The sequence below is a fragment of the Azospirillum sp. Sh1 genome, assembly GCF_008365135.1.
Taxonomy (GTDB): Bacteria; Pseudomonadota; Alphaproteobacteria; order Azospirillales; family Azospirillaceae; genus Azospirillum; species Azospirillum oryzae.
The window spans coordinates 24,871-43,491 of record NZ_VTTK01000019.1 but is presented as its reverse complement, the minus strand read 5'-3'; the positions used below and the strand labels follow the sequence as shown (position 1 = coordinate 43,491).

Here is an 18,621-nt window from a genome sequence, read left to right as displayed (position 1 = left end):
GGGTCAGGCGCCTTCCATCTCGGCGTCGGGCTCCATGCCGCCGGACTCGTCGAAATAATCGCCGGCGACGTCCGGCCCCCATTCCTGGACCAGCGCCACCTTCTTCTGCTTCAGCACCTCCACCCGCTTTTCGGCGCGGGTGACCTCCATCCCGGCGACCAGCGGCGGGATGCCGTAATAGAGGCCCCAGCCGACGGCGGCGGCGCTGTACATCACCAGCCAGGCCAGCGGGTCGGCGAACACCTTCGCGGCGGCGCCGATGGTGTGCTGGTGCTTCCACAGGTCGATGGCGAAGGGCATGCAGCCGCAGAAATTCAGCCCGCCGACGGTGATCGGCGCCGATTTGTCGGGATCGCGGTCGACGACATAGGCGACGATGGTCGGGATCATGCCGATGCCGAACAGGATGGTGGTCGGCAGCACGATCAGCGCCGCCGGGATGATCAGCAGGATCAGCGTGAGGCCGCCGCCCTTCTTCTTCTTCTTGCGCGCCATGGCGATCCCCCCGTCGATTGACTTTACGCGATCCGGTCAGAAGGCGAAGAACAGGATGATGCCGGCGACCAGCACGGTCGACAGCAGGCTGGACGCGATGGCTGCGACCTGCCGGCCCGAGGTTTCGATGATGGAATTGCGGTCGGCGATGGTGTGGCGGATCTTGTCCATCTCCGCATCGGCCTCGCGGTAGGCGATCTGCGCCGCCTCGAACTCCAACCGGTCGCGGCGCAGCGCGTCGGGATCGTCGACCACCTTCAGCAGCTCGGTCAGCCGGCCGTTGTGCGCGGCGGCGTCCGCCATCTTGCGCACCTCCTGCTGCTGGGGCCGGTTGTGGAAGCGGCGGAAGGCGGGGTCGAGCAAAGCCACCACCCAGCTGGCAAGATGGGTCAGCCCATCGACCCCGGTGCGGGCCTGGATGTCGGACAGGATGGTCAGCATGGCGATGATGCGCCGCATCGGCTCCACCCCGCTGCCGAGCTGGGTGTAGAGCAGCTCGTCGCCGCGTTTGTGGCGGGCGCCCAGGAAGGCGGCGATCTGGCGGTCGATGGGGTCCTTGTGCCGCTCGCCGCCCGCCGCGATCCAGTCCAGCGCCCGCAGCAGCTCGGCCAGGGTGGTCGGCAGCTGCTTGGCGACCAGGCTGCTCATGCAGGGCATGGTCGGGTTCATCTCGTACAGAACACGCTCCACCCCCAGCCCGTAGCTGGAGCGGTCGAGGAAGCCGCGCAGCTGGTCGAAACTCTGCACCAGCGGCACGAATTCCGGCTTGAAGTCGGTCTGGACGTTGACCCAGAACATCGGCAGCTGGTTGGCCAGCACCTCCGCCACCGCCTGGGGGGATTCGCCGCGCATGAAGGCGTCGGCCAGCATGGTGGCGATGCCGTCCGGCATCATCGCCCGGCCGCGGTAGCGGATGGGGGCGGCGGGGTCGAGCGCGATGCAGACGCGGGCCACCAGCCGGTCGCCCTGGCTGCCGCCCTTGCCGCTGGAGGCGGTCTGGATGGCGTTGTTGACCGCCTCCGCCCGCACGTCGTCGCCCATCGACCGGCGCAGCCACTTGTCCAGCTCCCCGCTCTCGATGACGGAGGCGGCGGCGGGGGCATGGCGGGCGAAGGCGCGGGCCAGCGTGCGGCAATGCCAGTATTCCGACCCCTGGAATTCCAGCGGCCGGGCGGCGCGGCGGGAAATCTGCGGCTGTTTCGGGCTGAGCCGGCGGCCGGCCACCCACAGGTCGAGGTCGTTCAGGGTCCAGCGCTGCTTGGGATCGTCCACCAGCAGGCCGCGCACCACCTCGTTGATCGCCAGCGGCAGCCGGTGCTGCTGGACCAGCGCCGGATAGGATCCGCGCTCCAGCTTCGCCTGCAGCACCGCCTCGTCGTCCAGGCCGGACAGCGGGTTACGGCCGAGCGCCAGGATCAGCAGGGTGACGCCCAGCGAATAGAGGTCGTCCGCCATCGTGCCGGTGCCGCGCCCGGCCGGGTTGGCCATGCCGCGCTCGATCGTCTCCAGCAGGACCGGCTGGCCGTAGCCGGGCTGGGCCGACACGCAGTCGCCCAGCATCAGCCCGCCGCCGGCGAGATCGCGGTAGAACAGGTTGGTCGGGCGGATCGCGCCATGGACGACGCCGCGGCTCGACAGCTCCTTCAGCGCTGACACCAGCGGGTGGATGATCTGCCGGGTCAGCTGGTCTTCCGGCATCGGGTCCAGCGTGTCGGTCAGCGACCCCATCAGGCGCTTGCCGCCCGGCCGTTCGAACACCAGGCAATAGCGCCGCCCGCGGTCCTGCGGCCAGTCCACCAGCCCCCAGTCGAGCAGCCGCATGTGGGTGGCGTTGTCGAGGCTGCCGACGGTGGAACAGATGTCCATCCGCGGCAGGATCGAGGCATGGCAGATGACGGCGAAGGGCTCGATCCGCTTTTCGCGCAGCGCCTTGGCGGTGAAGGCATTGCCGCCGACGGCGTTCAGCAGCGGGATCGGCGCGCCCGGCTGGATTTCGTAGCGTTCGGCGAGCTTGACCGGTTCGGCGTTCGCCATCGCCGCCGCGGCGGCTCCCATCATTCCTGTCTGGGCGTCGGATGGCATGAACGGCGGATCCCCGGGGCGTGCGAATGTGCGCAGGCCTTAGGTGGCGTGAAAAGGGCAAACAAACCCTTAACGTGCGCGTGCGTAACACTATCGGATTGGACCGCAAAGGAAACCCCCCGCCGGGAAGGGCGGGGGTTTTCCGTAGGGATAAGCGGCCGAACTCTGCCTTACCCGTTCTTGACCTTGACGTAGGACCCCGGCGCGTCTTCCAGGGCGGGCAGGGCGCCGTCGCCGGGCTGGCGGGCGGGAACCTTGCCGTTGGCATACTGGCCGACCCACTTGTTCCATTCCGGCCACCAGGAGCCGGGGGTCTGGGTCGCCTTCTCCAGCCACTCGTCGGAGGTCTTGGCCAGCTTGTCGCTGGTCCAGTAGCAGTACTTGTTGGCCGCCGGCGGGTTGACGACGCCGGCGATGTGGCCGGACGCGCCGAGCACGAACTTCACCGGGCCGCTGAACAGCTGGGCGCCGCTGTAGGTGCTCTTCCACGGCGCGATGTGGTCCTCGCGCGCCGACAGGAACAGCGTCGGGACCTTGACCTTGCCGAGGTCGATCGGCACGCCCTTCAGCGTCACCGCCCCCGGCTGCGCCAGCATGTTCTTCTGGTACATGTTGCGCAGATAGAAGCTGTGCATCGCCGCCGGCATGCGGGTGCTGTCGCCGTTCCAGTACAGCAGGTCGAACGGGAACGGGTCCTTGCCCAGCAGGTAGTTGTTGACGACGAACGACCAGATCAGGTCGTTGGCGCGCAGCATGTTGAAGGTGGTCGCCATCTTGGAGCCGTCGAGATAGCCCTGCTCGGCCATCTGCCCCTCGATGAAGGTCAGCTGCTCCTCGTCGATGAAGACCGACAGCTCGCCGGCCTCGGTGAAGTCCAGCATGGTGGTGAAGAAGGTGGCCGACTTGATGCGGTCGTCCTTCTTGGCCGCCATGTAGGCCAGCGTCGAGGACAGCAGCGTGCCGCCCAGGCAATAGCCGATGGCGTTCACGTCCTTCTCGCCGGTCGCCTTCTCGATGGCGTCCAGCGCCGCCAGCGGGCCTTCGACCATGTAGTCCTCGAAGCCCTTGGCCGCCAGCGTCTCGTCCGGGTTGACCCAGGACAGGACGAAGACGGTGTGGCCCTGGTCGACCGCCCACTTGATGAAGCTGTTCTTCTCGCGCAGGTCGAGGATGTAGAACTTGTTGATCCAGGGCGGCACGATCATCAGCGGGCGCTTGTTCACGTCCGGCGTGGTCGGCGTGTACTGGATCAGCTGCATCAGGCTGGTCTGGAAGACGACCTTGCCCGGCGTGACCGCGATGTTCTTGCCCAGCTGGAAGGCGTCGTAGTCGGTCATGGAGATGCGCAGCTCACCCTTGCCGCGTTCCAGATCCTTCAGCAGATGCTCCAGCCCCTTGACCAGATTCTCGCCGCCGCTCTCGATGGTCGCGCGCAGCACCTCCGGATTCGTCATGACGAAGTTGGAGGGCGCCATCGCGTCGACGAACTGGCGGGTGTAGAAATCGACCTTCTTGGCGGTGTGGTCGTCCAGCCCGTCGACCTGATTGACGGTCGACTGCATCCACCGGGCGCTCAGCAGGTAGGACTGCTTGATGAAGTCGAACAGCGTGTTCTCGTCCCAGGCGGCGTCCTTGAAGCGGCGGTCGTCCTTGGCCGGCGCGATCACCGGCTGCGTCTCCTGCCCGAAGAAGCGCTGGGTGGTGCGCTGCCACAGGGTCAGGTAATCCTGCCACAGCGACATCTGCGCCTGCATCAGCTTGGCCGGGTCGGCCATCATGCGGGTGGTCATCTCGAGGAAGGCATGGCCGACGCCCATCGGATCCGGGCTCTTCGGGCCGGCGCCGTCGGAGGCCTGCCGCGCGAGGAACTCGGAGACCAGCCGCTGGCTCTGCTCGGCGATGCGGGTCATCGCCCGCGACATCTCGACCGGGTCGGGCAGCTTGACGTCGGGCACCTGGGGGGAAGCCGGGTTGGAAGCCTGGGGGGGGGCCTTGGTCTCGGCCATGAGCACGGTCCTTCTTCTTTGGGCGGGTGTCGCGTCGTCTCGGTCACATCGTGTCGACCACCTTGGTCCTCATGGCCCGGCTTGCGCCAGATTGGGCTTTGGGCCTTGCGGACGGGCGGCTATACAGGCTTGCGGGCGATGAATTCTGGGGGGTCTGCACCATGTCGCTGTTGGTTGCGTGCGGCGGTCCGGCCATCTGGTGCGGTGCGGGAGAAATCCTGGACCTCTCATACACCGCTGATGTGAACATTTCATTTCGCGGATCGTCGCACAAGTGTGGCGTGGCGGCCAGACACGGGGAAGGATGATGGTGACGGGCAGTCAGGACAGCGTTCGGGGCATCGCGGCGGCCGGGCGGGCGGTCGGCGCGCTAATCGTAGCGATGCCAATGGTTTTCGGGCTGTCGGCCTGCAGCGACCGGGCGCTGGACACCGGCCTTCTGGGGGCCGTCACCGGCGAGCCCTCGCCGGTCAGCGACAATTCGTCGCCCATCCGCGGCATGACCGGGGAGCGCACCGACTACCCCAATCTGGGTACGGTCCCGCCGCGCCCGACCGATCTGAGCACCGAGGCGCAGCGCCAACAGGCGATGGACCGCCTCGCCGAGGACCGTGCGGCATCCCGCCGCACGCGGGAGCAGACGGAAGCGATCCAGATGCCGGAGCCGCTGCCGACCCCGATGGCGGTTCCGCCGAAGCCGGACCTGCGGCCGGGGCGGAGCTGAGGAGCCTGGGTAAAGAAAAAGCCCCCGGCCGGATGGCCGGGGGCTTTTTGCGTTTTGGCGGGGGATGGCTTCGGGTGCCCCGTCACTCCTGGATGAACGCCTTCACATAGGACTGGCGCAACGGCTGGATCAGATAGTCCAGCGGGGTGCGGGCGGAGAGCACGATGCGGGCTTCCACCGGCATGCCGGCCTTGATCTTCAGGTTGCGGACCTCGTGGCTGTCGGCATCCTTCAGGCGGATGCGGGCCAGATAATATTCCTGGCGGGTGGCATTGTCGGTCAGGCGGTCGGCCGAGACGTAGGACACGGTGCCGTCGATGGTGCCGACGACGCGGCTGTCATAGGCGGTCAGCTGCACCTTCACCGGCAGGTCGACGGCCATCGACTTGATGTCCTTCGGCTGGATGCGGACCTCGGCCAGCAGGGCCTTGTCGTCGGGAACGATGTCCAGCACCGGCTCGTTGGCGGTGATGGTGCCGCCGACGGCCGGGTGGCCGTACATCACGACGTTGCCGGCGTCCGGCGCCTTGATGGTGCGGTTGTCCAGGCGGTTCTTGGCGTCGCGGATCTGTTCGGCCAGCTTCTGGGCGTCGCCGCGCGCCTTGTCCAGCTCGACCAGCACCTTCTCGCGGAAGTCGCTGCGGCGGCGGACCAGATCGCCCTGGGCGTCGACCGCCTGCTGGCGCGACTGCGACATGCGGGCTTCCAGCTCGTGGTCCTGGGCGTGGAGCTGCGCATTTTCCTTCTGCGCCGCCACCAGCTTGGTGCGGGTGGAGTTGCCGCGGTCCAGCAGGCCCTGGGTGATCTGGATGTCCTCGTCCGACAGCTTGATCTCGCGGTTCAGGAAGGCGCGCTGCTGCTCCAGGCTCCTCACCTCGTCGCCCAGCGTGGCGATGCGGTCCTGGGTCAGCTTGGCCTCGGTCTCCAACTGGTTGCGGCGGACTTGGAACAGCTTTTCCTGGTTAAGCATGGCGTTGTCGACCGCCGGCTCCTTGCCGCGGCGGGCGGCCAGCTCGGCCGGCCATTCGATGGCGGGCTTCTCGAACAGCTCGGCCGACAGGCGCGCTTCGGAGGCCAGCGTGTCGAACAGCGCGGCGTTCAGCATGTCCAGGCGGGTTTGCGCCTCGGTGTTGTCCAGCCGCATCAGGACCTGACCGGCGTCGACGCGGTCGCCCTCATGGACCAGGATGGCGCTGATGACGCCGCCTTCGGTGTTCTTCACCACCTTGCGGCCGGTTTCCGGCGCCAGCGAGCCCGACGCGCTGATCGCGCTGTGCAGCGGGGCCACCGCCGCCCAGCCGGTCATGCCGCCGAAGCCGACCGCCAGGACCAGGAAGCCGCCCAGCAGCAGGCCGCGCACGCCGGTTTCCGGCATCGTCGCCCGCAGCGCATGGATCGAGGTGATGGTAGCCGTCTTGCGCGACGGCTTGCCGGCGGGGGTTTCGGAGCCGTTGTCACCGGACAGCGGGGCGGGAAAGGTCGTGGTCATCGTGGTCATGGGGCTTCCTTGGCTCTGTCGGGTCTGGCGTCGCTAACCGGATGGTCGGTCTTGGGGGCGGTGCCGGCGGTCAGCCGGTGGCCCCCGCCGTGGCGGCGGACGGACCCTGAGGGCCGAGATTGCGGAGGCGGGCGAGGTTGACGGCGCCGGGCTGGGCCTGCTGCTGGTCCGGACGCGGCAGCTCCATCGCCATGCCGTTCTTCAGGACATATGTGTGGTCGGACATGTCGACGAAGATCGGGGCGTGGGTCATGACGATGGTGGTCGCCCCGCGCTCCTTGCAGGCCGCGACGAAGGCGCGGACCGCCTTGATGCCCAGCTCGTCCAGGCCGGCGGTCGGCTCGTCCAGCACCAGCAGCGGCGGCTGGCCGAAGGCGGCGCGGGCAAGGCCGATCAGGCGGGCGCTGGCGCCGGTGATCGGGGACAGCGGATCGTTGACCTCGGTCTCGTAGCCCATGGGCAGGCTTTCGATCCACTCGTGGATGCCGACGGCCTTGGCGGCCTCCTCCACCTGTTCGCGGGTGGCGGTGGTGAAGCGGGCGATGTTGTCGGCGATGCTGCCGGGCAGAAGATCGACCTGCTGCGGCAGGTAGCCGATGCCCTGTTCGGGGCTGTCGGGGGTCAGGGTGGCGACGGACAGGCCGCCCAGCCGCACCGTGCCGGCCGACGGCAGGGCGACACCGGCCAGCAGGCGGGCCAGAACCGACTTGCCCGAGCGGTTGGGGCCGGCGATGCAGACGGTCTCGCCCGGCTCGACCGACAGGGTGACGCTGCGCAGGATCGGCTTCTGGTCGCGGGGGGAGACGAACAGCAGGTTCTCGACGGTCAGGCGCTCGCTCTCCACGGGCACGGAGGGACGCTCCGGCTCACGCGACAGGCGCTTCAGCAGCGGCAGCAGGCGGCGGACGGCCTGGGCGGAGCGGACCAGCCCACCCCAGGCGCCGGCGGTCTGCTCGATCGGGGCGAGGCCGCGGCCGACCAGCATCGAGGTGGCGATCATGCCGCCGAAGGACAGGTGCTGCTCGATCACCAGCCAGGCGCCGATGCCCGTCACGGCGATCTGCAGGACCATGCGGACCCACTTGGTGGCGGCGCCGATGGCGGCGCTGCGCTCATAGCCCTGGCCCTGCATGGCGCTGGCGGTCAGGAAGTCGCGGTTGACGGCGTCCAGCGAGGCGTTGCCCATGCGCAGGCCGCGCACGGTGTCGGAACGGGAGGCCAGCGCTTCGAACAGCTTCTGGGCGCGGCCGGCCGGCAGCTTGCTCTCGTCGTTGATGTCCTTGACGGCCACATAGCCGATCCAGCCCATCACCGCCATGATCGCCATCGACACCACCAGCACCAGCGCCAGCATCGGGTGAATGACGTAGATGCCGATGACGTAGAGCGGAGCCCAGGGCAGGTCCATCAGCGCCGGCAGCGACGGACGCGAGAAGGCGCCCTTCAGCTCCAGCAGGTCGGCGAGCGGACCGTTGTCCGGACGGCCGCGGCCGGCGGCGTCCAGCGCGTCGGCGGTCAGCCGGCGGCGCCAGCGCACCTCCAGCGCATTGCCGGCACGGGCCAGCAGGCGGGAGCGCACCATCTCCAGCAAGCCGCTCAGCGTCAGCGCGAGGACGACGATGAGCGTCAGCATGATCAGGGTGTCGTAATTGCCCGACGGAATGGCGCGGCTGAACACCTGCAGCGAATAAAGCGGCATGGCCAACATCAGGGCGTTGATGGTGGCGCTGAAGACAAATGTACTAACGAGTATCCTGGTGAAATAACCGCGTTTGAAAGCGGCTTCCGGCTTATTGTTGCCGGGCTGTTGCAAAGAGTTGGACTTGGTCGAAACAGGCATGAACAGCCCTCCAATTGTCACCGGTCGGCACAGTGCCCACTGGATGCAGGCGAGTTCAGAGAACGCCATCTTGGTAAATGGGACCTTAACATTCGGGGACGTCACAGGATTGCCACCGGATGCCACCACTTTTGCGCAAGACCGCTCCGGTATTGTTTGTTCATTCGGGGTGATTTGCCCCGCCTGGCCAGCAGTGACGCATGACCTATGGCCGGTTGGAGGGGGCGGGCATTGCCGGTATCGTTGGCCGCGGCGGCAATTCCGCCGGTCCACCCCAACCACAGCCGGAGAAGATGATGGAAGGGCGCAAGGTCCCCTCGGTGGTGTTCAAGACCCGCGTGCGCGACGAGAGCGTCGGCGGACCCAACCCGTTCCGTTGGCAGGATGTGCGGAGCGACGAGCTGTTCCTGGGCAAGCGGGTGGTTCTGTTCTCCCTGCCCGGCGCCTTCACGCCGACCTGCTCCAACGAGCAGTGCCCGGCCTTCGAACGGCTCTATGACGATTTCAAGGATCTCGGCATCGACGAGGTCTATTGCCTCAGCGTCAACGACGCCTTCGTCATGTACCAGTGGGGCAAGAGCCTGAACCTGAAGAAGGTGAAGCTGATCCCCGACGGTTCGGGCCATTTCACCCGCCGGATGGGCATGCTGATCGACAAGGACCATGTCGGCTTCGGCTTCCGGTCCTGGCGCTATGCCATGGTCGTGAAGGATGGCGTCGTCGAGAAGTGGTTCGAGGAACCGGGCATCAACGACGACGGCGAGAACGGCGATCCCTACGGCGAATCCTCGCCGGAGACCGTCCTGGCTTATTTGCGGAGCTGAGACGCCCGATTCGGCACCCGGCGTGGGCCGCAGAGCCGGGCGGGATGCAGGGTATGGATGAAAGGCAGGCGGGGCGAAGGCTCCGCCGGCCTTTTCCATGACCGCTCCACGCCTGCGGGATCGGCGGCGGCAGGGTGCGGCGTTGCGTATGGATGCGTGTATCGCGCCGCCTGATATTCTTTTTATTAGACAATCACCATTGCATTGCTACCTTCGGCGCAGGCTTCGGCCACGGTTTCAGCCCCCGGGCGGCCGGCAACAATCTGATCGTGCGCCGCCCGGCTTGCCGGGACCGGATCGGCACGGCGGGGACGGATGACGCGACGAAGGGGCGGGGCGCAGATCGCCGCTGTCCATGCGACGTTGACACCCCTAGCAGGGCAAAGGTGACCCTCCCATGAGCATTTCCAAGCAAGTCATTGTGAAAGCCGCGCTGGCGGCGCTCGTCGTCCTGGCACCGCTTCCCGCGGCGGCGCAAGTCAAGCTGTCGGATCTGAAGCTGAAGATCGACCCGGCGCAGACCACGGTGTCGGGCATTTCCTCCGGCGCCTATATGGCCGGGCAGTTCCAGGTCGCCTATTCGGGGCTGGTCAAGGCGGCCGGCCTCGTCGCTGGCGGACCCTATGATTGTGCCGAGGTGTCGGAGGGCGGCATCGCCCCGGCGGTGGTGGCGCTGAAGCGCTGCATGGACGTGGCGATGGGCGCCCCCAACGTCGACGCGCTGGTCGCCAACGCCAAGGCGCGCGAGAAGGCCAAGGACATCGATCCGCTGTCCAACATGGCGCAGTCGAAGATCTACCTGTTCAACGGCGACAACGATCTGACGGTGAAGCGCCCGGTCGCCGACGCCACCGAGCAGTTCTACAAGGCGCTGGGCGTGACGGCGGCGAACTTCACCTATGTGAAGCTGCCGAAGGCGGCGCATGCCTACATCACCGACGGCTATGGCGCCGCCTGCGACTTCATCCCGAAGGAGGATGAGAAGAGCGAATACATCAACAACTGCCAGTACGATCAGGCAGGCGCCATCGTCCGCTTCTTCTACGCCGATGCCAAGATCCCGAACGCTCCGGCCGCGGCCCGCCAGCCGCAGCTGTTCAACCAGGCCCCCTTCGTCGGCGACCCCAGCCGCAGCGGCATGGCCAAGACCGGCTACGTCTATGTTCCGGAAGCCTGCGACGGCGGCAAGCAGACCTGCCGCATCCATGTCGCCTTCCATGGCTGCAAGATGGCGTCGAACCTGATCGGCGACCATTTCGCCGTGCATGCCGGCTACAACCGCTGGGCCGACGTCAACAACATCGTCGTGCTGTATCCGCAGATCGACGGCGACGCCAAGCTGTCCTCCAACCCCAAGGCCTGCTGGGACTGGTTCGGCTATACCGGCTACGACTTCGCCCGCAAGGGCGGTTTCCAGATGACCGCCGTCCGCAAGATGATCGGCGCTCTCGTCGGGGAGTGAGAGGCGGCAGTTCCCTCCCCTGCGTAGCGGGGGAGGGTTAGGGTGGGGGCATCCGAAGCCCGCACCCAGCCAACAAAAAAGCCCCTCTCCGGCAATTCGGAGAGGGGCTTTTTCTTAGCCTAAGACCGTCAGGCCTTCAGGATGCCGCGCCCCGCGAAGCGGGCGGCGACGCCGAGCTGCTCCTCGATGCGGATCAGCTGGTTGTACTTGGCCAGACGATCCGAACGGCTCAGCGAGCCGGTCTTGATCTGGCCGCAGTTGGTGGCGACCGCCAGATCGGCGATGGTGCTGTCCTCGGTCTCGCCCGAGCGGTGCGACAGGACGGCGGTGTAGCCGGCCTTGTGCGCCATATCCACCGCTTCCAGCGTCTCCGACAGCGTGCCGATCTGGTTGACCTTCACCAGGATCGAGTTGGCGACGCCCTGGCGGATGCCCTGGGCCAGACGCTTGGGGTTGGTGACGAACAGGTCGTCGCCGACCAGCTGCACCTTGCTGCCGATGGCGTCGGTCAGCGCCTTCCAGCCTTCCCAATCGTCTTCCGCCATGCCGTCCTCGATCGAGATGATCGGGAAGCGGCCGACCAGATCGGACCAATAGGAGACCATCTGCTCCGGCGACAGCGACTTGCCTTCGCCGGCCAGCTCGTACTTGCCGTTCTTGAAGAACTCGGTCGAGGCGGCGTCGAGCGCCAGCATGACGTCGTCGCCCGGCTTGTAGCCGGCGGCCTCGATCGCCTTCATGACGAAGCCGAGCGCTTCGTCGGTCGAACCGATGTTGGGGGCGAAGCCGCCCTCGTCGCCGACATTGGTGTTGTGGCCAGCGTCCTTCAGCTTCTTCTTCAGCGACTGGAAGATCTCGGAACCCATGCGGATGGCGTCGGCGCCGGTCTCGGCGCCCACCGGCATGATCATGAATTCCTGGATGTCGATCGGGTTGTCGGCATGGGCGCCGCCGTTGATGATGTTCATCATCGGCACCGGCAGCAGCGAGGCGAAGGCGCCGCCGACATAGCGGTAGAGCGGCAGGCCGGCATCCTCGGCGGCGGCGCGGGCGACCGCCAGCGACACGCCCAGGATGGCGTTGGCGCCGAGCCGGCTCTTGTTCTCGGTGCCGTCCAGGTCGATCATGGCGAGGTCGATGGCGCGCTGGTCGTCGGCGTCCAGGCCGGCGAGCGCGTCGTAGATCTCGCCGTTGACGGACTCGACCGCCTTCAGCACGCCCTTGCCGCCGAAGCGGGACTTGTCGCCGTCGCGCAGCTCGACCGCTTCGTGGGCGCCGGTGGAGGCGCCCGACGGCACTGCGGCGCGGCCGAAGGCGCCGCTGTCCAGCGCAACGTCGACTTCCACGGTCGGGTTGCCGCGGCTGTCCAGGATTTCGCGGGCGTGAATCTCGGTGATGACGCTCATGGTCGGTCGATCCTTCGAGGAATGGCAGCCGCGTTGTCTCGCAGGCCGCGTTTTAAGGCGCGCAGGCTTGATAGCCCCGACGTCCGGGCGATGCAATATCTGCTTCGGCTTACAACCACGCGAAAATGCGGGGTTTTGCCGCGGAAATCAGAGGAATCCCTCCACCAGCGCCGCGAATTCGGCCGGACGTTCGGCATGCAGCCAATGCCCGACCCCCTCGATCATGCGGATTTCCGCCTTGGGGAAATGACGGCGGATGGCGTCGTGATGCTCCGGCCGGATGTAGTCCGACGCACCGCCGCCGATGAAGAGGGTGGGGCCGTCATAATGGGCGCCGCCGAAATCGGGGAAACCGATCAACCCCTCCATGTTCGCGCCGATGGAGTCGAGGTTGATCCGCCAGGAGAAGACGCCGTTCTCCAGCACCAGATTCTGCATCAGGAAGGAGCGCAGCGGCGCCTCCGGCACGGCATCGGCCAGCTGGGCCTCCACCTCCGGCCGGCGGGTGACGCCCTCCAGCTTCGCCGCCTTCATCGCGGCGACATAGGGGGCGTGGGTGTGGGTGTAGGCCACGGGGGCGATGTCGGCGACCACCAGCCGTTCCACCCGGTCGGGATGCGCCAGCGCCAGCGCCATGGCGGTCTTGCCGCCCATCGAATGGCCGACGACAGTGGCGCGGGCGAAGCCGCGGTCGTCCAGGAAGCGCAGCACGTCGGCCGCCATCTCCGGATAGCTCATGCCGTCCGCCCAGGGGGCGCCGCCGTGGTTGCGCAGGTCCAGCGCATAGACCCGGTGCTGCTCGCCGAAGCGGCGGGCCAGCGTCTGCCAGTTGCGGGCCGAGCCGAACAGCCCGTGCAGGACAAGCATCGGCGTTCCGCCGTTGGCTTCGCCGGCTTCCAGATAGGTCAGGGGGAGGGCTTGCTGCGGCATGTCAGGGGCCTTCGACCGAATGGGTGATTGGAGATGCGTTCTGGACGAATGCGGGCGGCGATCCTATGACGAACGCGGCCGCATCGCTAGGATGCCGCCGGGCATCATCCGCATCACAGAAGCGACCCTGCCATCGTGTTCCGTCATATCCTGTCCGTCGGCGGCCTGACCCTGGCCAGCCGGGTGCTCGGTTTCCTGCGCGACGTGCTGACCGCGGCGCTGCTCGGCGCCGGGCCGGTTGCCGACGCCTTCTTCGTCGCCTTCCGGCTGCCGAACCATTTCCGCGCCCTGTTCGCCGAGGGTGCCTTCAACTCCGCCTTCGTGCCGCTGTTCTCGGGCAAGCTGGTGCAGGACGGTGCCGCTGCCGCCCGCCGCTTCGCCGACGAGGTGATGACGCTGCTGGTCATCGTGCAGATGGTGCTGCTGCTGGCGGTGCTGGCCTTCATGCCGCAATTCATGAAGGTCTTCGCCCCCGGCTTCGCCGACGACCCGGAGAAATTCCGGCTGGCGGTGCTGTTCACCAGCATCACTTTCCCGTACCTGCTGCTGATCTCGCTGGTCTCGCTCTATGGCGGCGTGCTGAACAGCATGAGCCGCTTCGGCTCGGCCGCCGCGGCGCCGATCCTGATGAACCTGTGCCTCATCGCGGCGCTGGTGGTTGGCACGCCGCTGATGCCGACGGCGGGACACGCGCTGTCCTGGGGCGTTCTGGCGTCGGGCGGCGCGCAGTATCTCTATCTGGCCTGGGACGCCCGGCGGGCCGACATGACCCTGCGGCCGGTGATGCCGCGCCTGTCGCCCGACGTGAAGCGCTTCCTGACGGTGCTGGGGCCGGCGGCGCTGGGATCGGGGCTGACCCAGATCAGCCTGTTCGCCGACACGCTGATCGCCTCGGCCCTGCCGACGGGGGCGGTGTCCTACCTCTATTACGCCGACCGGCTGAACCAACTGCCGCTGGGGGTGATCGGCATCGCCGTCGGGACCGTTCTGCTTCCGGAAATGTCCAAGCGGATCAAGAGCGGCGACGAGGCCGGTGCGGTCGACAGCCAGAACCGCGCCATCGAGCTGTCGCTGGTGCTGACCCTGCCGGCCGCCGTCGCCTTCCTGGTGGCGGGCACGCCGATCCTGTCCGTGCTGTTCCAACGCGGCGCCTTCGGCCCGTCCGACGCCGCCGCTTCGGCGCTGACCCTGCAGGCCTATGCGCTGGGGCTGCCGGCCTTCGTGGTGATCCGCAGCCTGGTCAACGGCTTCTACGCCCGCCACGACACGGCGACGCCGGTGCGGGTGGCGCTGGCGGCGGTCGCCATCAATGTGGCGCTGAAGCTGGTGCTGATGGGACCGCTGGCCCAGGTCGGGTTGGCGGTCGCCACCTCGGTCGGCGCCTGGGTGAATGCAGGGCTGCTGGCGCTGCTGCTGCACCGCCGTGGCCTGTTCCGCGCCGATGCGCGGCTGACCCGCAACCTGCCGCGCATGGCGATTGCCGCCGCCGTCATGGCGGGCGCCCTGTGGCTGGCGACGGAGCGGCTGGCCCCCTGGCTGGGCGCCGCCGGCGTGGTGGAACGGCTCGGCGGGCTCCTGGTGCTGGCAGTGGTTGGGCTGGCCGTTTATGCCGTCGCCGCCGTCCTGCTGGGGCTGGTGCGGCGCAGCGACCTCGGCCGTCTGCGCCGCCGCCGGGCGAAGGCGTAACTCAGCTTTCGGACTGCAACGGCCGCTGCGGATCGGCGCTCCATTCCGACATGGAGCCGTCATAGAGCCGCACCCCCGGCACGCGCGCGATCTCGCTCAGCGCGAACCAGGACACCGAGGCGAGGTGGCCGGTGTTGCAGAAGGTGATGGGCTGGTCGCGCAGCGGCAGTCCGGCCTGATCGGCCATCGCCTTCACCGCCTCGGGCGAGGCGAAGCGGTGCTCCGCCGGGGAGAAGAGGGCGGCGATGTCGAGATTGACCGCGCCGGGGATGGTGCCGGCGGCACGGGCCTGCGGGCTCTTGGCCTTGCCGGCGAACTGCTCGGGCGAGCGGGCGTCGTGCAGCGGCGTGCCGCCGGCCTGCACCGCCGCCTCGACCTGCTCCAGGGTGGCGCGCAGGTCGGCGCGCGGGCGGACGGTGAAGCGGGTCGGCTGGCGAACCGCCGGCTGCGGTTCGACCGGTCCGCCGGCCGCGGTCCAGGCGGCGAAACCGCCGTCCAGCACCGATACCGCGTCGTGGCCCAGCATCTTGAAGGTCCAATAGACGCGGGTGGCGTTGCCCATGTCCGATGCGTTGGCGCCCGCCGCCACCAGAACGACATGGTCGCCGTTGCCGATCCCCAGCCCGCCGATCAGTCCCGCCAGCACATCCGGTTCCGGCAGCATCCCGGCCCCGCCGCCAACCACAGTCCGCCAACCGGCCGTTGCGTAGTCGGAATGAACCGATCCCGAAACGAAGCCGCCGGCAGGCGGGGTCCGCACGTCGAGGACGACGATGCCGGGGCTGTCGAGCCGGCTTTTCAGCCAGGAAGCGTCCACAAGCGGGGAAATGCTGCTGTCGGTCATCAGGATAAACCCGGTTCCGGTTGGTCGATGCCCTGTCGTGCCTGGATTGTTGCGCATCGGCAACGAAAAGACCGACAAGCGGGCGGGCGGACAGTGTGGGCGAAGCGCCGGTATGGGAAAAGCCCAATCTTGTCGCAATCCCCATCGGTCGGTGGCGTTGCCGGCTAGCCCGTCCGGGGTGTAGGATGTCCCGTTCGTGTAAGAGGGCGCCATTTCCGGCGCGGGAGCTTGGACAGCCATGGCCAACATCGACGACCTGCTCGGCGCCGCCGATCCCAACGACGGCGACGCCTCGTCCTTCGCCATCGGCGACGCGCCGGTGGAGATCAAGGTCGTCATCGGCACCGCCATGCTCCGCGTCCGCGACCTGCTGAAGCTGGGCCGCGGCGCCGTGGTGGAACTCGACCGTCATCTGAAGGATCCGACCGACGTCTATGTCGAAGGCGTGCTGGTCGCCCGCGGCGAGGTGGCGATCATCGACGACAAGATCGGCGTCACCCTGACCGACTTCATCAAGTCCAGCCGCGAATGGAAGCGCTGACGGCGTCTTCCCGCCGTCCGGAATGCTTCATTCGGTAGCAGCCGCGCCCACGCTGGCGCCTTGACGGCGGGCGGTGGCTTTTGGTCTCGTTATGGGTGGTCGTGGGATGTGCCGTCGCCGACGGCATCGCCGGCCCGGAGAGCGAAGCCATGCCCCACCACGCCGTCTCGCCATCCTCCTGCCTGCCGCGCCATTTTTCCAATCCGCATGCCGACCATGACCGGGTCTATGGCCCGTCGGAGCGCGCGATCCTCAGCCGCGCCGCCTTCGAGGAGGCGATGGCGGAGATCGGCGCCTGGCCCGGTTATGCGCCCACCCCGCTGCGCTCCCTGCCGGGACTGGCGCGGGAGGCGGGGATCGACCGCCTGTGGTACAAGGACGAAAGCGCCCGCTTCGCTCTCGGCAGCTTCAAGGCTCTGGGCGGGGCGTACGCCGTGCTGCGCCTGCTCGCGCGGGAGGTGACGGCGCGGGTGCCCGGCGTGCCGGTGACGGCGCTGGACCTCGTCGTCGGCCGCTATGCCAAGGTGACACGGACGCTGACGGTCACCACGGCGACCGACGGCAACCATGGCCGGTCGGTGGCCTGGGGCGCGCAGGTGTTCGGCTGCAATTGCGTGGTGTACGTGCCCGCCGCCTGTACGCCCGGCCGCCGCGACGCCATCGAGGCGTACGGGGCGCGGGTGGTGGTGGTCGACGGGTCATACGACGACGCGGTGCGCCGGGCCGCCGCCGATGCGGCGGAGCAGGGCTGGTTCGTCGTCTCCGACACCTCCTATACCGGCTATATGGATGTTCCGCGCGACGTGATGCAGGGCTACACCATGATGGTGGAGGAGGCGATCTCGCAACTGCCCGCCAGCGAGCGGCCGACCCATGTCTTCGTGCAGGGCGGCGTCGGCGCGCTGCCCGCCGCGGTCTGCGGCCATCTGTGGGAAAGCTGGGGCCGGCAGCGCCCGCGCTTCGTGGTGGTGGAGCCGCACAGCGCCGACTGCCTGTACCAGAGCGCGGTGGCCGGGCGTCCGGTGCGGTCGGAGGGCGATCTGGACACGGTGATGGCCGGGCTTGCCTGCGGCGAGGTTTCGCTGCTGGCCTGGGCGATCCTGGAGCGCGGCGCCGACGATTTCCTGACCATTCCCGACGAAGGGGCGATCGCCGCCATGCGCAAGCTGGCGGAAGGCAAGCATGGCGGCCGTCCGGTGGTGGCCGGCGAATCCGGCGTTGCCGGTCTGGCCGGGCTGCTCTGCGCCGCGGCACATGAGGAAACCCGGCTGGCGCTGGGCCTCGTGCCCGACGCCCGCGTGCTGGTGTTCGGGACCGAGGGGGCGACCGACCCGGAAGTTTACGAGCGCATCGTCGGCCGTACGCCGGAGGCGGTCGCCGAGGGGCTGGTCAGCGCAGCAGGTCGGTGACGATGTTGGCGCCGTCGGCGCTCAGCCGGTCGGCGGTCTCGCGGTAATCGCGGGCGCCGGAGAAGCCGCCCTCCGCCGTCACCCGCTGGATCCAGGCCGGCGAGGCGCCGAGCGACACCAAACGGTCGACCATCATCTGGATGGAGCGGATCGTCATCCGGCCATTCTCGGCCATGCGCGGCGCATGCACCATGAACTCCGCCCGCGGGGCGGCATAACGCGGATAACCGGCCAGATAAAGGCCGACGCACATGCTTTCGCAGGAGTCGCCGTCGCGCACCCGCGTGGCGACCGGCCGCCCGCCCTGGCGTTCGGCCAGCACGGCGTCGATCATCCGGTAGCCGGCGGCGGTGAAGCCGCCGGGGCTCGACAGTTCGATCACCAGCGGTCGGCGGGCCGGCAGGGCGCGCAGGGCATCGACGAAGTTGCGCTCCGCCCCCGGCGTGATGATGCCGTCCAGGCGCAGGACGGTGACGTCGCCCTGGTCGTTGCGGGACATCGCCGCATCGGGAAATTCGGACGAAGAGGGCGCGGCGGGCACCGGGTTCACGGTGACCGGGCTGAGCGACAGGCCGTCAGGGTGAGTGGCGGCATGGCCGAGTGCGGCGCCCGCCATCAGCAGCGCGCCCAGACCGACACCGAACCCGACCTTCCGCACCAGCTTCCGCACCGACATCATACCCTCCCGCGCTCGTCCTGTTCAGCGTGGCGGGCAAAGCTTGCCTGAGGGTTAACGGCGCGTCTGTGGCCGGCCGCACAATGGGGGTAGGGCGGGGGTAGGGCGGTGGTAGGAAAGCCGCGGCGCGATAAAGCGTGCGCGCGGGCGCAAAGGGCGTTAGAAGAAACAGGATTCCAAGGGTATGGCCGGGGCGCC

Annotated in this window: 15 protein-coding genes; 6 read left to right on the top strand and 9 right to left on the bottom strand. The window is 68.2% G+C overall.

What is annotated here, in order from left to right:
- Window positions 1-3 precede the first annotated feature (3 nt).
- The 3 genes from FZ029_RS19125 to phaC all read right to left on the bottom strand — a co-directional run bounded on the left by FZ029_RS19125 (window position 4) and on the right by phaC (window position 4,583).
- Window positions 4-495 (bottom strand): hypothetical protein, encoded by a 492-nt coding sequence (locus tag FZ029_RS19125; RefSeq protein WP_109152802.1) that lies wholly within the window; start codon window positions 493-495, stop codon window positions 4-6.
- A gap of 36 nt (window positions 496-531) precedes the next feature.
- Window positions 532-2,577: a serine/threonine protein kinase gene (locus FZ029_RS19120; protein ID WP_247892391.1), complete on the bottom strand. Its 2,046-nt coding sequence runs from the start codon at window positions 2,575-2,577 to the stop codon at window positions 532-534.
- A 170-nt stretch (window positions 2,578-2,747) separates the two neighbouring features.
- Window positions 2,748-4,583, bottom strand: a complete 1,836-nt coding sequence (gene phaC / locus FZ029_RS19115) for a class I poly(R)-hydroxyalkanoic acid synthase (protein WP_149271017.1) — start codon at window positions 4,581-4,583, stop codon at window positions 2,748-2,750.
- 382 nt (window positions 4,584-4,965) lie between these two features.
- Between phaC and FZ029_RS19110 the strand changes: the two genes are divergently transcribed.
- Entirely contained in the window at window positions 4,966-5,307 is a 342-nt protein-coding gene (locus tag FZ029_RS19110) for a hypothetical protein (RefSeq protein ID WP_247892390.1), read from the top strand.
- A gap of 82 nt (window positions 5,308-5,389) precedes the next feature.
- Here the strand turns inward: FZ029_RS19110 and FZ029_RS19105 are convergent, their stop codons facing one another.
- Window positions 5,390-6,805, bottom strand: coding sequence for an HlyD family type I secretion periplasmic adaptor subunit (locus FZ029_RS19105; RefSeq protein ID WP_149271013.1), 1,416 nt, complete (start codon window positions 6,803-6,805; stop codon window positions 5,390-5,392).
- A gap of 70 nt (window positions 6,806-6,875) precedes the next feature.
- Window positions 6,876-8,504 (bottom strand): ATP-binding cassette domain-containing protein, encoded by a 1,629-nt coding sequence (locus FZ029_RS19100; RefSeq protein ID WP_247892389.1) that lies wholly within the window; start codon window positions 8,502-8,504, stop codon window positions 6,876-6,878.
- A gap of 437 nt (window positions 8,505-8,941) precedes the next feature.
- Here FZ029_RS19100 and FZ029_RS19095 point away from each other — a divergent pair, with 437 nt between their 5' ends.
- Complete coding sequence (locus FZ029_RS19095; RefSeq protein WP_149271115.1) at window positions 8,942-9,469, top strand: peroxiredoxin; 528 nt, start codon at window positions 8,942-8,944, stop codon at window positions 9,467-9,469.
- A gap of 397 nt (window positions 9,470-9,866) precedes the next feature.
- Window positions 9,867-10,931, top strand: coding sequence for a PHB depolymerase family esterase (locus FZ029_RS19085; RefSeq protein ID WP_149271009.1), 1,065 nt, complete (start codon window positions 9,867-9,869; stop codon window positions 10,929-10,931).
- Window positions 10,932-11,059: 128 nt separating this feature from the next.
- Here the strand turns inward: FZ029_RS19085 and eno are convergent, their stop codons facing one another.
- Complete coding sequence (gene eno, locus FZ029_RS19080; protein ID WP_149271007.1) at window positions 11,060-12,337, bottom strand: phosphopyruvate hydratase; 1,278 nt, start codon at window positions 12,335-12,337, stop codon at window positions 11,060-11,062.
- A gap of 147 nt (window positions 12,338-12,484) precedes the next feature.
- Window positions 12,485-13,267: an alpha/beta fold hydrolase gene (locus FZ029_RS19075; protein WP_149271005.1), complete on the bottom strand. Its 783-nt coding sequence runs from the start codon at window positions 13,265-13,267 to the stop codon at window positions 12,485-12,487.
- Window positions 13,268-13,402: 135 nt separating this feature from the next.
- On the opposite strand from FZ029_RS19075, the gene murJ reads away from it, so the two are divergent.
- Complete coding sequence (gene murJ / locus FZ029_RS19070; RefSeq protein ID WP_149271003.1) at window positions 13,403-14,953, top strand: murein biosynthesis integral membrane protein MurJ; 1,551 nt, start codon at window positions 13,403-13,405, stop codon at window positions 14,951-14,953.
- 1 nt (window position 14,954) lies between these two features.
- Here murJ and FZ029_RS19065 read toward each other — a convergent pair whose 3' ends face one another.
- Window positions 14,955-15,797: a sulfurtransferase gene (locus tag FZ029_RS19065; protein WP_149271001.1), complete on the bottom strand. Its 843-nt coding sequence runs from the start codon at window positions 15,795-15,797 to the stop codon at window positions 14,955-14,957.
- A gap of 238 nt (window positions 15,798-16,035) precedes the next feature.
- On the opposite strand from FZ029_RS19065, the gene fliN reads away from it, so the two are divergent.
- Complete coding sequence (fliN, locus tag FZ029_RS19060) at window positions 16,036-16,338, top strand: flagellar motor switch protein FliN (protein WP_085084056.1); 303 nt, start codon at window positions 16,036-16,038, stop codon at window positions 16,336-16,338.
- A gap of 149 nt (window positions 16,339-16,487) precedes the next feature.
- Window positions 16,488-17,747 carry a diaminopropionate ammonia-lyase gene (locus FZ029_RS19055; protein WP_149270999.1) on the top strand — a complete coding sequence of 420 codons (1,260 nt, stop codon included), beginning with the start codon at window positions 16,488-16,490 and terminating at the stop codon, window positions 17,745-17,747.
- Here FZ029_RS19055 and FZ029_RS19050 read toward each other — a convergent pair.
- Window positions 17,728-18,426: a hypothetical protein gene (locus tag FZ029_RS19050; protein ID WP_247892388.1), complete on the bottom strand. Its 699-nt coding sequence runs from the start codon at window positions 18,424-18,426 to the stop codon at window positions 17,728-17,730. The two genes, FZ029_RS19055 and FZ029_RS19050, sit on opposite strands and share 20 nt — an antisense overlap.
- Between the last annotated feature and the right edge of the window lie 195 nt (window positions 18,427-18,621).

Bases quoted from the DNA above. Each gene is read 5' to 3' on its own strand.
- FZ029_RS19125 (WP_109152802.1), bottom strand. From the start codon at position 495: ATGGCGCGCAAGAAGAAGAAGAAGGGCGGCGGCCTCACGCTGATCCTG.
- FZ029_RS19120 (WP_247892391.1), bottom strand. From the start codon at position 2,577: ATGCCATCCGACGCCCAGACAGGAATGATGGGAGCCGCCGCGGCGGCG.
- phaC (WP_149271017.1), bottom strand. From the start codon at position 4,583: ATGGCCGAGACCAAGGCCCCCCCCCAGGCTTCCAACCCGGCTTCCCCC.
- FZ029_RS19110 (WP_247892390.1), top strand. From the start codon at position 4,966: ATGCCAATGGTTTTCGGGCTGTCGGCCTGCAGCGACCGGGCGCTGGAC.
- FZ029_RS19105 (WP_149271013.1), bottom strand. From the start codon at position 6,805: ATGACCACGATGACCACGACCTTTCCCGCCCCGCTGTCCGGTGACAAC.
- FZ029_RS19100 (WP_247892389.1), bottom strand. From the start codon at position 8,504: ATGCCGCTTTATTCGCTGCAGGTGTTCAGCCGCGCCATTCCGTCGGGC.
- FZ029_RS19095 (WP_149271115.1), top strand. From the start codon at position 8,942: ATGGAAGGGCGCAAGGTCCCCTCGGTGGTGTTCAAGACCCGCGTGCGC.
- FZ029_RS19085 (WP_149271009.1), top strand. From the start codon at position 9,867: ATGAGCATTTCCAAGCAAGTCATTGTGAAAGCCGCGCTGGCGGCGCTC.
- eno (WP_149271007.1), bottom strand. From the start codon at position 12,337: ATGAGCGTCATCACCGAGATTCACGCCCGCGAAATCCTGGACAGCCGC.
- FZ029_RS19075 (WP_149271005.1), bottom strand. From the start codon at position 13,267: ATGCCGCAGCAAGCCCTCCCCCTGACCTATCTGGAAGCCGGCGAAGCC.
- FZ029_RS19065 (WP_149271001.1), bottom strand. From the start codon at position 15,797: ATGACCGACAGCAGCATTTCCCCGCTTGTGGACGCTTCCTGGCTGAAA.
- fliN (WP_085084056.1), top strand. From the start codon at position 16,036: ATGGCCAACATCGACGACCTGCTCGGCGCCGCCGATCCCAACGACGGC.
- FZ029_RS19055 (WP_149270999.1), top strand. From the start codon at position 16,488: ATGCCCCACCACGCCGTCTCGCCATCCTCCTGCCTGCCGCGCCATTTT.
- FZ029_RS19050 (WP_247892388.1), bottom strand. From the start codon at position 18,426: ATGATGTCGGTGCGGAAGCTGGTGCGGAAGGTCGGGTTCGGTGTCGGT.